Source organism: Pseudomonas weihenstephanensis (assembly GCF_016812185.1).
Classification (GTDB): domain Bacteria; phylum Pseudomonadota; class Gammaproteobacteria; order Pseudomonadales; family Pseudomonadaceae; genus Aquipseudomonas; species Aquipseudomonas weihenstephanensis.
This window is the reverse complement of the sequence record NZ_JAAEBV010000001.1, coordinates 700,964-716,428: the sequence shown is the minus strand read 5'-3', so window position 1 is coordinate 716,428 and position 15,465 is coordinate 700,964. Positions and strand designations below refer to the sequence as shown.

At 57.3% G+C, this 15,465-nt stretch carries 13 protein-coding genes; 9 read left to right on the top strand and 4 right to left on the bottom strand.

Annotated features, from left to right (window positions below; translation table 11 throughout):
* Positions 1-68 precede the first annotated feature (68 nt).
* A complete protein-coding gene (locus GYN01_RS03065; RefSeq protein ID WP_048398755.1) occupies positions 69-1,997 on the bottom strand; it encodes a transglycosylase SLT domain-containing protein in 1,929 nt (642 codons plus the stop codon).
* A 216-nt stretch (positions 1,998-2,213) separates the two neighbouring features.
* Between GYN01_RS03065 and GYN01_RS03060 the strand changes: the two genes are divergently transcribed.
* On the top strand, positions 2,214-4,130 hold the full coding sequence (locus tag GYN01_RS03060; RefSeq protein ID WP_048398757.1) for an ATP-binding cassette domain-containing protein: 1,917 nt from the start codon (positions 2,214-2,216) through the stop codon (positions 4,128-4,130).
* A gap of 75 nt (positions 4,131-4,205) precedes the next feature.
* On the opposite strand, the gene GYN01_RS03055 is transcribed toward GYN01_RS03060, so the two are convergent.
* Positions 4,206-4,661, bottom strand: a complete 456-nt coding sequence (locus GYN01_RS03055) for a universal stress protein (protein ID WP_048365154.1) — start codon at positions 4,659-4,661, stop codon at positions 4,206-4,208.
* Between the two features lie 106 nt (positions 4,662-4,767).
* Between GYN01_RS03055 and GYN01_RS03050 the strand changes: the two genes are divergently transcribed.
* The 7 genes from GYN01_RS03050 (at position 4,768) to GYN01_RS03020 (ending at position 13,228) form a co-directional block, all read left to right on the top strand.
* Positions 4,768-5,205, top strand: a complete 438-nt coding sequence (locus GYN01_RS03050; RefSeq protein ID WP_048365155.1) for a hypothetical protein — start codon at positions 4,768-4,770, stop codon at positions 5,203-5,205.
* Positions 5,206-5,618: 413 nt separating this feature from the next.
* Complete coding sequence (fadB, locus tag GYN01_RS03045; protein ID WP_048365156.1) at positions 5,619-7,766, top strand: fatty acid oxidation complex subunit alpha FadB; 2,148 nt, start codon at positions 5,619-5,621, stop codon at positions 7,764-7,766.
* Between the two features lie 27 nt (positions 7,767-7,793).
* Positions 7,794-8,969, top strand: coding sequence for an acetyl-CoA C-acyltransferase FadA (fadA, locus tag GYN01_RS03040; protein ID WP_203306570.1), 1,176 nt, complete (start codon positions 7,794-7,796; stop codon positions 8,967-8,969).
* 87 nt (positions 8,970-9,056) lie between these two features.
* Positions 9,057-9,293 (top strand): DUF1653 domain-containing protein, encoded by a 237-nt coding sequence (locus tag GYN01_RS03035; protein WP_048398759.1) that lies wholly within the window; start codon positions 9,057-9,059, stop codon positions 9,291-9,293.
* Positions 9,294-9,407: 114 nt separating this feature from the next.
* Complete coding sequence (gene topA / locus GYN01_RS03030) at positions 9,408-12,035, top strand: type I DNA topoisomerase (protein ID WP_203306569.1); 2,628 nt, start codon at positions 9,408-9,410, stop codon at positions 12,033-12,035.
* Positions 12,036-12,354: 319 nt separating this feature from the next.
* Positions 12,355-12,876 carry a DUF6586 family protein gene (locus tag GYN01_RS03025; protein WP_048365160.1) on the top strand — a complete coding sequence of 174 codons (522 nt, stop codon included), beginning with the start codon at positions 12,355-12,357 and terminating at the stop codon, positions 12,874-12,876.
* 118 nt (positions 12,877-12,994) lie between these two features.
* A complete protein-coding gene (locus GYN01_RS03020) occupies positions 12,995-13,228 on the top strand; it encodes a hypothetical protein (protein ID WP_019408701.1) in 234 nt (77 codons plus the stop codon).
* A 72-nt stretch (positions 13,229-13,300) separates the two neighbouring features.
* On the opposite strand, the gene sulA is transcribed toward GYN01_RS03020, so the two are convergent.
* Both sulA and lexA read right to left on the bottom strand, forming a co-directional pair.
* Complete coding sequence (gene sulA / locus GYN01_RS03015) at positions 13,301-13,774, bottom strand: SOS-induced cell division inhibitor SulA (protein ID WP_048365161.1); 474 nt, start codon at positions 13,772-13,774, stop codon at positions 13,301-13,303.
* Positions 13,775-13,787: 13 nt separating this feature from the next.
* On the bottom strand, positions 13,788-14,396 hold the full coding sequence (lexA, locus tag GYN01_RS03010) for a transcriptional repressor LexA (RefSeq protein WP_048365162.1): 609 nt from the start codon (positions 14,394-14,396) through the stop codon (positions 13,788-13,790).
* 260 nt (positions 14,397-14,656) lie between these two features.
* Between lexA and GYN01_RS03005 the strand changes: the two genes are divergently transcribed.
* Positions 14,657-15,364 (top strand): TetR/AcrR family transcriptional regulator, encoded by a 708-nt coding sequence (locus tag GYN01_RS03005; RefSeq protein ID WP_048365164.1) that lies wholly within the window; start codon positions 14,657-14,659, stop codon positions 15,362-15,364.
* The last annotated feature ends 101 nt before the right edge of the window (positions 15,365-15,465 follow it).

Here is a 15,465-nt window from a genome sequence, read left to right as displayed (position 1 = left end):
ACAGGCACCGCGATCACCGGGTGTGCGATCGCTGCGCAATCGGGCCTCGCTTCTGTGGGCTGTTTCGATCACTGATCATCAAAATAGCGCTCGTGCCAGTCCACCAGTGGCTGTGGCACGTTGAGCTTCTGGCCGTAGATCACCGAGTAAGACAGCACGTTTTGCACGTATTGGCGGGTTTCATCGAATGGAATGCTTTCAATCCACACGTCAAAGCCCAGGTGGTTTGCGCCGCGCAGCCATTGGCGAACGCGCCCCGGCCCTGCGTTGTATGCCGCTGAAGCCAATACGCGGTTACCGTTGAACTGGCCGTGTACCTGGCTCAGGTAAGCCGCGCCCAACTGGATATTTTTGTCCGGGTTTAGCACTTGTTGCGGTGAGGCCAGCGGGATGCTGAATTTTTTGGCGGTCTCTTTGGCGGTGGCGGGCATTAATTGCATCAGGCCACTGGCGCCCACGCCTGAGCGGGCATCATCCATGAAGGCGCTTTCCTGGCGAGTGATGGCGAACACCCAACTGGAGTGCAAGCCACGCACCTTGGCTTCGCGCACCAGCGTGTCGCGGTGGGCCATCGGGAAGCGGATGTCCAGATCGTCCCAATACTTGGCCTGGCTGATGGTGCGAATCGCCGGAAAATACCACTTCAGGTCATAGGCCAACTTGGCTTGGGCCACCATTTCGTCACGGTTGAAGTGGCGGCTGACGTGATACCACTCACGTCGGCCATCCACGATTTGGCCGCGGTCATGGAACTCCAGCGCGCGCTGTACGCCCGGGGTATTGCGCACTTTGTTGATCAGTTGCGGGCTGAGTACCAGCGGTTTGTTATTGAGCTGGTAGGGGGTCTGTGCCCGATCTGCAGCCAGAAAACCGTAGAAATCACGCTCGCGGGCCACGCTCTTGAACAGCACCTGCGCTTGCGGGTTTTTTGGTTCGGCCAGTTCCAGGCTGCGGGCCTGCCAGTAGCGCCAGCGATTGCTGGTGGCCAGGTCTTCGGGGAGTTTGCGGGTCAACTGGTAGGCATCTTCCCAGCGTGCCAACCGCAACAGCAGACGCAGGCGCCATTCGGTGACGGTGTTGTCACGCAGCTCGGGGTCGTATTGGGTCATGATGTCCAGGCCACGGCTGTCGTAGCGGCGGGCGAACGTCAGGCCAATTTCGCGCGCGATGGCGACTTTTTCGTCCCGCGAGAAATGCATGTTGGTGGCGTAGGTGTCGAGCAGTGCCGCGGCCTTTTCCGGGTCTTGGCGTGCCAGGCGGCGCAGTCCCAGACCGACAGCGTCAGACATGGCTTCACTGGCTGGCGTAAAGCGCGAAGGCTGGCTCAGGAGGTCGGGCTTTTGCGCCACTTCAATCATCAGTCGGGCTTGCGGGCCCAGGGTGTTGAGGCCATTGGCCAACGTGTTGGCCAGCCCGTAATTGCGCGCCTCGGCCGCCAGTTTTACGCGCTGCCAGCGTTTTTGCTCGGTCAATTGGCCTTCGGCCGCCCATTGGCTGAACAACGCGTCGCATGCCGCCGGTTGGGCTTTGCCCACCAGCCACAGTTTTTCGGCGCTGGCATAGCCTTCTGCTTTTTGGTTATGGGCGAGCTGGTACTGGCCGTTGAGGCAGTCGAGTTCGGTGAAGTTGAGCTTGGAGTCGTAATACTTGGCAAACGTCGCCCAGTCACCGCGCTCGGCCAGCCAGCGCAGCCAACGCAGTTTCATCCAGTTGGCTTGAGGCAGATCGCCGTGTTGGGCCAGGAACTGTTCGATTTCGACATTGCTGGCGCCTTTAAGGCGGGCCGTCAGCTCGTCATAGGCCAGATAAGGCGTCAGCGGGTAGCTGCGCAGGGCGTCGGCATTGCGAAAGTAGGGGCCGGAGTCGCCTTTGGCCAAGGCGCGCTTGGCCTCGTCGTACAGTTGGCGTTGTTGGGTCAAGTCTGCGGCCTGTGCGGCTTGCACGGCGCAGCTGGTGAGAAGCAGGCAGGATAAAAAGTTGAAGAGACGACTGCGCATGTGGCTTCCGTACAGATAAAAAACGTGGCAAGTGCAGGGGGCGCCCGGCACTGATAGCGTCGTAGCTTAGCCTTTTGCCAGTCGCGCGTGAAAGCCTTGCCGGTCAATCGGCGAAACTTGCTACTAAATGGAGGCAAGCGGGGCCTGAACAATAAATAGCCGGCCGCCTTAGGGCGCAAATCAGGTAGAATGCGCGCCCAGTTTTTGGAGAAACTCATGACCCTGCTCAAATTCAGCGATGTGTCCCTTGCTTTCGGCTCTACGCCGTTGTTGGACAAGGTGTCCTGGCAGATCGCCCGTGGAGAGCGGGTGTGCATCATCGGCCGCAACGGCACCGGCAAGTCCAGCATGATGAAGCTGGTAAAAGGTGATCAAAAGCCCGACGACGGCTCTGTTTGGCGCGCACCCGGCCTCAAGATTGGCGAATTGCCGCAAGAGTTGCCGGTAGCCGACGGGCGGACTGTGTTCGACGTGGTCGCCGAAGGTCTGGACGGTGTGGGTGAGCTGCTTGCTCAGTACCATCACCTGAGCCAGAACATCGTGACCGATGCCGACCTGGACAAGCTGATGCACGTCCAGCAAGACCTCGAAGCCCGTGACGGCTGGCGCTTGCAGCAATTGGTAGACAGCACCCTGAGCCGTCTGCAATTGCCTGCTGACAAGACCCTCGCTGAGTTGTCCGGCGGCTGGCGTCGTCGTGTTCTGTTGGCGCAAGCACTGGTGTCCGAACCGGATCTGCTGCTGCTCGACGAACCGACCAACCACTTGGACATCGGCGCAATCGCCTGGCTGGAAGAGGCCCTCAAGGACTTCCAGGGCGCAGTTCTGTTTATTACCCACGACCGTTCATTCCTGCAAAATCTGGCCACCCGGATTCTGGAGCTGGACCGTGGCGGCCTGATCGACTGGAACGGCGACTACGCCAGCTTCCTGGTCCACAAAGAAGCCACTCTGGCGGCTGAAGAAACGGCCAACGCGCTGTTCGACAAGCGTCTGGCGCAAGAAGAAGTATGGATTCGCCAAGGCATCAAGGCGCGCCGTACCCGTAACGAAGGCCGTGTTCGCGCCCTCAAGGCGCTGCGTGTTGAACGCAGCGAGCGTCGTGAACGCACCGGTAAGGCCAACATTCTGCTGGATACGGCTGACAAGTCCGGCAAGCAAGTGATGGTCCTCGAAAACGTCAGCTTCGCGCACCCGGACGGTCCGTTCCTGATCAAGGACTTCTCGATGGTGTTGCAGCGCGGCGACCGCATCGGTCTGCTGGGCGCCAACGGTACGGGCAAAACCACACTGCTGAAGCTGATGCTCAGCGGTTTGCAGCCTACCAGCGGCAAGATTGAGGAAGGCACGCGCATTGACGTGGCCTACTTCGACCAGTTGCGTCACCAGTTGGACCTGGAAAAAACCGTCATCGACAACGTGGCTGAAGGCCGCGATTTTATCGACATTGACGGTCAAAGCCGCCACGTCCTCAGCTACCTGGGTGACTTCCTGTTCAGCCCGCAGCGTGCCCGCACGCCGGTCAAGGCGCTGTCGGGTGGCGAGCGTGCACGTCTGTTGCTGGCCAAACTGTTCAGCAAACCGGCGAACTTGCTGGTACTCGATGAGCCAACCAACGACCTTGACGTCGAAACGCTTGAGCTGCTGGAAGAGGTGCTGTTGACCTTCCAGGGCACTGTGTTGATGGTCAGTCACGACCGGGCATTCCTCGACAACGTGGTGACCAGCACCTTGGTCTTTGAAGGTGAAGGCAAGGTTCGCGAATACGTGGGCGGTTATCAGGACTGGCTGCGTCAAGGCGGCTCGCCGCGTCTGTTGGGCGTGACCGAGAGCAAGTCGGGCAAAGCGGATTTGAACTCGGCGGTGGTCACTCCGGCTGCGGCGCCAGCAGCAGCGGCGGCACCTGCACCGGCGAAAAAGAAGCTGAGCTACAAGTTGCAGCGCGAGCTGGAAGCGTTGCCAGGCCAAATCGATGCTAAAGAGCAGGCCATTGCTGGCGTGGAGGCAGAAATGGCTGACGCGGCGTTCTATCAGCGTCCAGCGGCTGAAACGGCGCAAGTGATTGCCAAGCTTGAAGCCTTGCAGGCTGAACTTGAGCAGTTGGTTGAGCGTTGGGCTGAGCTGGATGCCTGATTGAGCGATTGCTGAACTGAAAAAGCCCGGCCTTTCTCTTCGAGGGGCCGGGCTTTTTTGTGGTTGGGCGCTGCCTTAATTCGTTTGTTTCAGGGTCACGGCCAAGACATCGCAGGGCGCATCATGCAACACGTCGTTAGCGGTAGAACCCAGTAGCAGCGCCAAACCGTGGCGGCCGTGGCTACCGACCACGATCAAATCGCAGCCGTGTTCTTTGGCAAAGCCGTGGATTTCATGGCGCGGCTGGCCATATTTTAGCTTGCAGTTGTCTTTGGACAGTTGCGGGTACATGTCGATCAGGCGTTCCAGACGCTGATTGGCTTGCTCAAACTGCTGTTGCTGCAACTGGGACAGGTCCATTGGCACATCGCCGCCGAAGGCCATGGCCATGGGTTCAACGATATGAATCAGTGACAGCTTGGCGCCATTGGCCGCCGCACTGGCGCTGGCCCGATAGATCACCGGGTCGCATTCGTCAGTCAGGTCGACAGCAACCAGAATATGCGAGTAGGGCTTGGGTGGTGTGGGCATGTGGGGCGCTCCTGTAAAGGGTCATTGAGAGTGAGTATGGCTCTTTTGCACAGCCTGGGTTCACGTCAGGGTTAACGCGTTAATTGAAGCTAATGAGAGTACACATATGACGGTATGGATAGTGGTGTCAATTCTGGCACTGGTTTTGAGCCCGCTGGCGTGGCTGCGACCCTCGCGCCGCCAGAGTGGGCGCATGGCCTTGCGCATGGAGGCCCGACGCATGGGGCTTGCCATGCAACTGACCCCTCAGGAATGGCCGCACTGGCTTGAACCTGAACCGCCGGGTTCATGCGCACAATTTCATCGTCCGCGTCGCAGCACTAAGCCTGATGTGTGGTGCTATTGGCAATCTGCGCCGCGAATGTGGGTCAATCAATGGCGTGAAGAATGCGTCGATGAGCGCCTGCTGGCGCAATTTCGAAAGCTGCCTGCGAACGTCTACAAGGTCGAGGCCAGCACCCAAATGATCGCGTTGTATTGGGGTGAGAAGGGTGAGCCTGAAGTGTTGGTCGCCATAGACGAAACACTTAAAGCATTGGCGTAGCCGTTGCCGCGGGCGCCGTTCGATTACTCGGCGCCCGTAAACCGAATGACGGTGGGGCAGCCTCAAACATGGGCTTGAAGGGGGTTGCGACGGCCTCGCCGCCGGACACCGGCGTGCATGATGCGTTAAAGGCTACAGTTGCAGACGATCCGGCATTTAGACGCAAGGTCGTTTTGTCATCGTTGTTTTGGACAATTGACAATCGATCGCTTTTCCGTGAAGGTGTCGACACCCAAATCAAACGGGCGTATGAATCGAGCGTTTGCCGTGCAGGCAGCGTTTGCATAACCCCGAATATCGCGTCGGCGGGTGTGCCAGGTGGATTGGCGTGAGCATTGACGGTGTCGTCATTGCCAGCCAGACGCTAGCGTGCGACGTGTACTGTTCAGCTTCCATATCCTGGAGATCAGTTGATGATTTACGAAGGTAAAGCCATCACGGTTACGGCTCTTGAAAGTGGCATCGTCGAACTGAAGTTCGACCTCAAGGGTGAGTCCGTCAACAAGTTCAACCGTCTAACCCTGAACGAATTGCGTCAGGCGGTAGATGCGATCAAGGCAGATGCTTCGGTCAAGGGCGTTATTGTTTCCAGCGGCAAAGACGTGTTCATCGTCGGCGCGGACATCACCGAATTCGTCGAAAACTTCAAGCTGCCGGATGCCGAGCTGATCGCGGGCAACCTGCAAGCCAACAAAATCTTCAGTGACTTCGAAGACCTCAACGTTCCAACTGTAGCGGCTATTAACGGCATTGCACTGGGCGGTGGTCTGGAAATGTGCCTGGCAGCGGACTTCCGCGTCATGGCCGACAGCGCCAAAATCGGCCTGCCAGAAGTCAAGCTGGGCATCTACCCAGGCTTTGGCGGCACCGTTCGTCTGCCGCGCCTGATTGGCGTTGATAACGCCGTTGAGTGGATTGCCTCGGGCAAAGAAAACCGTGCTGAAGATGCGCTGAAAGTCAGTGCCGTTGATGCGGTGGTTGCACCGGCCCAACTGGCGGCAGCTGCGCTGGACCTTATCAAGCGTGCTATCAGTGGCGAGCTGGACTACAAGGCCAAGCGTCAGCCGAAACTTGAAAAGCTCAAGCTGAACGCAATCGAACAAATGATGGCATTTGAAACCGCCAAAGGTTTCGTGGCAGGTCAAGCCGGCCCGAACTACCCGGCCCCGGTCGAAGCCATCAAAACCATCCAGAAAGCGGCGAACTTCGGTCGCGACAAGGCGCTGGAAGTGGAAGCTACCGGTTTTGCCAAGTTGGCCAAGACCTCCGCTTCGCAATGCCTGATCGGGCTGTTCCTGAACGATCAGGAACTGAAGAAAAAAGCCAAGATCTACGACAAGATCGCCAAAGACGTGAAGCAGGCTGCCGTGCTCGGCGCAGGCATCATGGGTGGCGGTATTGCCTATCAGTCGGCCTCCAAAGGTACGCCGATCCTGATGAAAGACATCAACGAGCACGGTATCGAGCAGGGCCTGGCGGAAGCCGCCAAGCTGCTGGTTGGCCGCGTTGATAAAGGTCGTATGACCCCGGCGAAAATGGCTGAAGTGCTCAACGGCATTCGTCCTACGCTGTCGTACGGTGATTTCGGTCACGTAGACCTGGTGGTCGAAGCCGTTGTCGAGAACCCGAAGGTCAAGCAAGCGGTATTGGCTGAAGTGGAAAACCACGTCAAGGACGATGCCATCCTGGCGTCCAACACCTCGACCATTTCCATCAGCCTGTTGGCCAAAGCCCTCAAGCGCCCGGAAAACTTCGTCGGTATGCACTTCTTCAACCCGGTGCACATGATGCCGCTGGTGGAAGTGATTCGTGGCGAGAAGTCCAGCGATCTGGCGGTTGCAACCACGGTTGCTTATGCCAAGAAAATGGGCAAGAACCCGATTGTGGTTAACGATTGCCCAGGTTTTCTGGTCAACCGCGTACTGTTCCCGTACTTCGGCGGTTTCGCCAAGCTGGTGAGTGCAGGCGTTGATTTTGTGCGCATCGACAAAGTCATGGAAAAATTCGGCTGGCCAATGGGCCCGGCGTACCTGATGGACGTGGTCGGCATCGACACCGGTCACCACGGTCGTGATGTGATGGCTGAAGGCTTCCCGGACCGTATGAAAGATGATCGTCGCTCAGCGATCGACGCGCTGTACGAAGCCAAGCGTCTGGGCCAGAAAAACGGTAAGGGTTTCTACGCTTACGAGGCTGACAAGCGCGGCAAGCAGAAAAAAGTGGTGGATTCGAGCGTACTTGAAGTGCTCAAACCGATCGTTTACGAACAGCGCGAAGTGACTGACGAAGACATCATCAACTGGATGATGATCCCGCTGTGCCTCGAAACCGTACGCTGCCTGGAAGACGGCATTGTAGAGACCGCAGCCGAGGCCGACATGGGCCTGGTCTACGGCATCGGTTTCCCTCCGTTCCGTGGCGGCGCCCTGCGCTACATCGATTCGGTCGGTGTAGCAGCGTTTGTGGCCCTGGCTGATCAGTACGCTGAACTGGGCGCGCTGTACCACCCGACGGCGAAGCTGCGTGAAATGGCTAAAAACGGCCAGAGCTTCTTCGGTTAAGCGCCCCATTAGAGTGAGAGTGAAATTATGAGCTTGAATCCTAGAGACGTGGTGATTGTAGACTTCGGTCGCACCCCGATGGGCCGCTCCAAAGGTGGCATGCACCGCAACACCCGTGCTGAAGACATGTCTGCGCACCTGATCAGCAAAGTGCTGGAGCGCAACAGCAAGGTTGATCCGGGCGAAGTGGAAGACGTGATCTGGGGCTGCGTTAACCAGACCCTGGAGCAAGGCTGGAACATCGCGCGTATGGCGTCGTTGATGACCCAGATCCCGCACACCTCGGCCGCGCAAACCGTGAGCCGCCTGTGCGGCTCCTCGATGAGCGCCTTGCACACGGCAGCACAAGCGATCATGACCGGTAACGGTGACGTTTTCGTGGTCGGCGGCGTCGAGCATATGGGTCACGTGAGCATGATGCATGGCGTTGACCCAAACCCGCACATGTCGCTGTACGCTGCCAAAGCCTCGGGCATGATGGGTTTGACCGCAGAAATGCTGGGCAAAATGCATGGCATCACCCGCGAGCAGCAAGACGCTTTCGGTGTTCGTTCGCATCAACTCGCTCACAAGGCGACGATTGAAGGCAAGTTCAAAGACGAAATCATCCCGATGCAGGGCTACGATGAGAACGGCTTCCTGAAAACCTTCGATTACGATGAGACCATTCGTCCGGAAACGACGATGGAAAGTCTGGCGGCGTTGAAACCTGCGTTCAACCCTAAAGGCGGCACCGTGACGGCGGGTACGTCGTCGCAGATCACGGATGGTGCTTCGTGCATGATCGTGATGTCGGCTCAGCGTGCAAAAGACCTGGGTCTTGAGCCGTTGGCCGTCATTCGCTCGATGGCTGTTGCAGGTGTGGACCCGGCAATCATGGGCTATGGTCCTGTACCGGCCACACAAAAAGCATTGAAGCGCGCAGGTCTGAGCATGACCGATATCGACTTCATTGAGCTCAACGAAGCCTTCGCGGCACAGGCCCTGCCAGTGCTGAAAGATTTGAAAGTGCTCGACAAGATGAATGAGAAGGTTAACCTGCACGGCGGTGCCATCGCTTTGGGCCATCCATTTGGATGCTCGGGAGCGCGTATCTCCGGTACGTTGCTCAATGTGATGAAGCAAAATGGCGGCACCTTCGGGTTGTCCACCATGTGCATTGGCCTTGGCCAGGGCATTGCAACTGTCTTCGAACGCGTCTAAGCGTTACGTTGATAGAAGCCGGGGCCAAGTGCCCCGGTTTTTGTTTTTTAGGTGTTTTTATTTTTTTTATTTGCAAGGTGCCGCAACATGCCGCTACAACCTGGGCTCTATCAGCATTACAAAGGGCCGCAGTATCGGGTATTCAATGTGGCTCGCCATTCTGAAACCGAAGAGGACGTGGTGTTCTACCAGGCCCTGTATGGTGAATACGGTTTTTGGGTACGCCCGCTGAGCATGTTTTTGCAGACGGTCACGGTGGACGGCATACAAGTGCCGCGCTTTGCCTTGATCCAGGCTGAAACGAGCCTTTTTTCCCGGCCATAAGGCGACGTCGCGCAGCACCCTGCGCTTGACCTCATCTTGTTGCCACTATATATAGCGGTGCCGCGTCAGGCGCGAACCGCCTTTCACTTCTAGAATTCAGGAACTTTCTGATCCATGGGCAAATCGCTGGTCATTGTGGAATCCCCGGCTAAGGCCAAGACCATCAACAAGTACTTGGGTAACGAGTACGTGGTGAAGTCGAGTATCGGCCATATCCGAGACCTGCCCACCAGCGGTTCGGCTAGCGCCAGCAAAGAACCTGCTGCCAAGCGCGGTAAGGCTGCGGCGGGCGAAGCGCCGGCCCTGTCGCCGAAAGAGAAAGCTCAAAAGCAGCTGATCTCGCGCATGGGCGTCGATCCCGAGCATGGCTGGAAAGCCAAGTACGAGATCCTTCCAGGCAAGGAAAAGGTCATCGAAGAGCTGCGCCGGCTCGCCAAGGATGCTGACACCATCTATCTCGCAACCGACTTGGATCGCGAGGGGGAAGCCATTGCATGGCACCTGCGCGAAGCCATCGGTGGGGACGACAGCCGCTACAAGCGCGTGGTGTTCAACGAAATCACCAAAAAAGCGATTCAGGAAGCCTTCTCCAAGCCGGGCGAACTGGACATCAATCGTGTAAATGCCCAGCAGGCACGTCGTTTCCTCGACCGCGTGGTGGGTTACATGGTGTCGCCGCTGTTGTGGGCAAAAATTGCCCGTGGCTTGTCGGCGGGTCGTGTGCAGTCGGTGGCCGTGAAGCTGGTCGTGGAGCGTGAGCGCGAGATTCGTGCGTTCAACCCCGAAGAGTACTGGGAAGTTCACGCAGACCTCGGCACCGCCAAGGGCGCAAAAGTACGCTTTGACGTCGCGCGTGAAAAAGGCGAAGCGTTCAAACCGCTGAACGAAACCCAGGCCATGGCCGCGCTGGAGAAGCTCAAGGCTTCCAGCTACACCATCGTCAAGCGCGAAGACAAGCCGACCAGCAGCAAGCCGTCGGCACCGTTCATTACCTCCACCCTGCAACAGGCCGCGAGCAACCGCTTGGGCTTCGGGGTGAAGAAAACCATGATGATGGCTCAGCGTCTGTATGAAGCGGGCTACATCACGTACATGCGTACCGACTCCACCAACTTGTCGGCTGATGCGGTCGAGATGGCACGCACCTACATTGAAGGTGAATTTGGCGCGTCGTACCTGCCACCTGCACCGAACGTGTACAGCAGCAAGGAGGGCGCACAAGAGGCTCACGAAGCCATTCGTCCTTCTGACGTAAACATGCACCCGAGCAAGCTGTCGGGCATGGAGCGCGACGCTGAGCGCCTTTACGAGCTGATCTGGCGCCAATTCGTGGCCTGCCAGATGCTGCCCGCCAAGTACCTGTCGACCACGGTCAGCGTTGCAGCCGGTGATTTCGAGCTGCGTGCCAAAGGCCGCATCCTCAAGTTCGACGGTTATACCCGCGTGATGCCGCAAATCACCAAGCCGGGTGACGACGACGTATTGCCTGACATGGCGCAGGGCGATGTGCTCAAGTTGATCAATATTGATCCGACTCAACACTTCACCAAGCCACCGGCGCGTTACTCCGAAGCCAGCTTGGTCAAAGAGATGGAAAAACGCGGTATCGGTCGTCCTTCGACCTACGCCGCGATTATCTCGACCATTCAGGACCGTGGTTATGTGGCCTTGCACAACCGCCGTTTTTACTCCGAAAAAATGGGCGATATCGTTACCGAGCGCTTGTCCGAAAGTTTTTCTGATCTGATGGACTACGGCTTCACCGCCGGTATGGAAGAAAACCTCGACGACGTGGCACACGGTGAGCGTGACTGGAAAAACGTACTGGACGAGTTCTACGGCAGCTTCAAGAAAAAACTTGAAATCGCCGCAGACCCGGACAGTGGCATGCGTGCCAATCAGCCGGTCATGACGGACATTGCGTGTAAGGAATGCGGACGTCCGATGCAGATTCGTACCGCATCGACGGGCGTTTTCCTGGGGTGTTCGGGCTACAGCCTGCCGCCTAAAGAGCGTTGCAAGGCGACGGTCAACCTGGTGCCGGGTGATGAAATCGCCGCTGATGACGAGGGTGAGTCCGAGTCGTTGGTGTTGCTGGGCAAGCACCGCTGCCCGATTTGCAGCACCGCGATGGACGCTTACTTGCTGGATGAGAAGCACAAGCTGCATATCTGCGGTAACAACCCGGATTGCGCGGGTTATGAAATCGAAGAGGGCAGCTATCGCATCAAAGGCTACGAAGGTCCGAGCCTGGAATGTGATAAATGCGGCAGTGAGATGCAGCTCAAGACGGGTCGTTTCGGCAAGTTCTTCGGTTGCACCAATGCGGAGTGCAAAAACACCCGCAAATTGCTCAAAAGCGGTGAAGCGGCGCCGCCCAAGATGGACCCGGTGAAAATGCCGGAACTCAAGTGCGAGAAGGTGAATGACACTTACATCTTGCGTGACGGTGCTTCTGGTCTGTTCCTTGCGGCCAGCCAGTTCCCTAAAAATCGTGAGACCCGTGCCCCGTTGGTGATCGAAATTGTGCCGCACAAGGATGAAATCGATCCCAAGTATCACTTCCTGTGTGATGCGCCGAAGAAAGACCCGGACGGTCGCCCGGCAGTGATCCGTTACAGTCGCAAAACCAAAGAGCAGTACGTGCAGACTGAAGTGGATGGCAAGCCGACAGGGTGGCGTGCGTTCTACGATGGCAACAGCTGGAAGGTTGAAGACAAGCGTAAAGAAAAAGACGCTTGATCTGAGCTGAACGCAGAGTAAAAAACCGCGCAAGGTCTGTAGGGCTTGCGCGGTTTTTTTATGCACAGCTTCAGTGGTTGGCGTAGACGCTGAGGAGTAATACGAGGCTGCGTCCGGGCGCGTGGCGCTCGTAAAACCATTAAACCCAGTGCGTCAGTCACGCCGCTGTCATTACGTCACGGCCACGCTGGGCCGATCTGGGCCTAGTACCTACCCCAGATGCACGGGGCGGCCATTGCGCCGCTGAACCCTTGCGTCTGCCCACCTCTCTCCCTGAGACTGCTCGATCTGCCTTAACCCTTCGTTGTGGAATGCCCCAATGGCTTACGAACTCTATACCCGTACCAATCAAAAAATATATTTCACGGGCTTGGCGCTGGAAGCCATGCACAAGGCGGCTGATGGTCGGGCCATGAATGCACAAGCTTTGGTGCAGGCTGAGCGAGAGTCGGCAGTGTTTCATTTGTATGGCGCACTGCTTGGCTTATGCCACGAGATTGCCGGTTTCTATCGTTTGCCCCAGGGCAGCGCACCTAGAGTGGAGCTTTTGCTGACGCAGGAAGTGCTGGATGCCAAAGCAATCCCCGAGCTGGCTGAAATGGTTGAATTGGCGCGCGCTCCCAACACTTGGCTTGCGCAGCTGGTAGCGGCCCATGCCGCGCTGTATCAGCCGTTGCAGGCACCTAAAAAGGTCAAGGCAGATGTGTTTCAGCCGTTGATCGAGGTGGTCAGTCTGGAGGAAGACGCACCACAAACGTTGAGTCGCGAAACGCTTGAGGAGTGGCGTCAAAACCTGAAAAAAATGGCAATCCGCTTTCGCGATGGTCTAAATGAGTGCTAAAAGTCGCACCTGGAACTGCACAGTCATTCATCACTCCGTCATGAAAGCGCCATAGATCCTGGCAAATTCTGTTGGGATGACTGATATAATCCCGCGCTTTCGTGGAGAACAAACTTTTATGCCAACGTCCTTTCTAGAAATTGTCGAGTTGCCTGACGGCCGCATCGAGTTGCGTCGGGCTGAGGACGAAGGGTCTTTGGTGACGCTGAACTTCTCTGAAGATGCCAAGGCTTTTCTTCAGGGGCAGCACGTAGAGGTGGCCAAAGCCATGCTCAGCGTGGGTGTGCAAATGGCGGGTCGGCTGGCCGAAGGCGAGCTGGAAAAAGACGAAGGGCCGCGCATTCTTCATTGAGTGGCCACTGATGCAAGCCTGCCACAGATGAGTGAATGCGTTCTGCGGCGGCCCTGTGGCAGCAGCGTCTGGTTAGCCCAGTCGAATATTTAGACTTTGCCCGTGGCCGATCAATGCTGCGCCGATCAATTGTTGACGGGCGGGCGAGTTGAGCGGGTTTATCCAGCTCACTACGGTGTGACTACGGCCCAGGCGCAGTGCTTCGCACGTCAGTTGCAACGCACTTTTATTGCCATTGGGTTGCAGCAGCAGGATGCGTTCGCGATTAAGTCCCGCATCGCGCAACCAGCTTTGAGTCAGGCTGGCGGGTGGCGCAATCAGCGTCAACCAGCGCGCATCTTGTTGCTCGCTGAGTTCGCGAAGCATGGGAGCTAAAAGGTTCAGGCAGTTCTCGGCAGCACCGCGTAACGACAGCTCACTGAAAACCTCTGGTTCTGCGCGCCAAGGTGAATCAAGTACTGCTTTGATCGCTTGTGGCATGGGCTGGGCCATGAATGCCTCGAACAAAGGCAGTTGTGCTGGTAGCGATGGGTGCGGGAACTGCATGGCGCCTCCTTCTTTAGCGGCGTATGACGCCGACGCTCAGGCCTTCGATAACGAGTTCCTGCTCTTTGAGATTGACTTCAATGGGCGCGAAATCCGGGTTTTCAGCGATTAGCCAGACTGTGCTGCCTTCGCGCTTGAAGCGCTTGACGGTCACTTCGTCGTCAATACGTGCCACCACGATCTGCCCGTTGCGTGCTTCACGGCAGGTATGAACCGCAAGCAAGTCGCCATCAAAGATGCCGACGTCCTTCATGCTCATGCCCTGGACGCGCAACAGGTAATCGGCGCGCGGATGGAAGAAGGTCGGGTTGATATTGCACGACTCTTCGACATGTTCCTGCGCCAGAATGGGAGCGCCAGCGGCGACACGGCCAATAATGGGCAGCGTGGATTCGTCAGCATTGGCTTCAAAGCCAGGTATGCGAATACCGCGCGAGGCACCCGGTGTCATTTCGATGGCACCTTTGCGGGCCAATGCTTTCAGGTGTTCTTCGGCGGCATTGGGGGACTTGAAACCCAGCTCTTGTGCAATTTCGGCACGGGTAGGCGGGTAACCGTTGTCATCCAGGCAGCGTTTGATAAAGGCCAGGATCTCAGCTTGGCGTGGCGTCAGTTTTAGCATGTTGATCGCTCTGTCTTTTTATACAGTGACTGGGATTATATACAGTGAAGGCGCATTGGCAATGATCCATTTCAGGCCGTCCGCTGGACGGTCATGCCTGAGCCTGATGGGCGCTACTTTATCAGCACAGGCCACGCGGGCCGAGGCTGTGGTTAAATGCGGAACTGGCCAGTCGCAAAACGAATGCCCTATCTTGACTTTTAACAAACTGAAACGTATGTTTCAAACAACTGTTTAAGTGTTTGTCAGCCGGAGTAGACATGGCCCAGTCGGAAACCGTTGAACGTATCCTTGATGCTGCTGAGCAGCTGTTCGCGGAAAAAGGTTTTGCCGAGACTTCACTGCGGCTGATCACCAGCAAGGCCGGGGTCAATCTGGCTGCGGTCAACTACCACTTCGGTTCCAAAAAAGCGCTGATTCAGGCGGTTTTTTCGCGTTTCCTGGGTCCGTTTTGCGCCAACCTCGACCGCGAGCTGGAGCGACGTCAGGCCAAGCCGGACAATCGCCCCACCCTGGAAGAACTCCTGGAAATGCTCGTGGAGCAGGCGTTGGTGATCCAGCCACGCAGTGGTAATGATCTTTCCATCTTCATGCGTTTGCTGGGTCTGGCCTTCAGCCAGAGCCAAGGCCATTTGCGGCGCTACCTTGAAGACATGTACGGCAAAGTGTTCCGCCGCTATATGTTGCTGGTTAACGAAGCCGCGCCGCAGATTCCTCCTATCGAGTTGTTTTGGCGCGTGCATTTCATGCTCGGTGCCGCGGCATTCAGCATGTCCGGGATCAAGGCGTTGCGCGCCATTGCCGAGACAGACTTCGGTGTTAACACCTCGATCGAGCAAGTCATGCGTTTGATGGTGCCTTTCCTGGCCGCCGGCATGCGCGCTGAAAGCGGGGTTGTTGACCCTGTGTTGGCCAGCGCACAAATGCGTGCGCGTAACAAAACCTCGCAGATTGCCGCCAAGGTTTGACCGGCTGCGGGTGGGCGTGGCAGTCGAGTTCCGCTAAGCTTGGCGCCATGCTCACTCCTGACTTATTCCCCTTTGTACGTGCATTGCGGTTGCCTGAACGG